This window comes from Psychrobacter sp. 16-MNA-CIBAN-0192, assembly GCF_040309565.1.
GTDB lineage: Bacteria > Pseudomonadota > Gammaproteobacteria > Pseudomonadales > Moraxellaceae > Psychrobacter.
In genome coordinates this window covers 1-234 of record NZ_JBEOOX010000744.1, presented here as the reverse complement: position 1 = coordinate 234, position 234 = coordinate 1, and the positions used below count along the sequence as shown (strand labels likewise).

General features: G+C 36.3%; 1 protein-coding gene. It reads right to left on the bottom strand.

Annotated features, from left to right (window positions below; genetic code table 11):
- Positions 1-43: 43 nt before the first annotated feature.
- Positions 44-234: hypothetical protein (locus AAEY78_RS15060; protein WP_352340319.1), on the bottom strand; the 191-nt coding region annotated here is incomplete at its 5' end.

The window sequence follows — 234 nt, the reverse complement described above, 5'->3', positions numbered from 1 at the left end:
AGAATGCTCTGCATCAGTAATATTAGGAGTTTTAACAGCTAAGTTATTCATTTGATAATCCTTGTTCTGGTAATCGAGTACCATTATTTGACTGAAGCGCTAAAGCTGCCTTCTTAGCTTGCTGTTGGATAAATCTTTTATTGTAATGCATCGCTGTACCAGAACCCGATTTCCATCCCATAATATAGGAACGAATTTGTTCTTGTTTTTCCTCACTTACAGATTCATCCATTG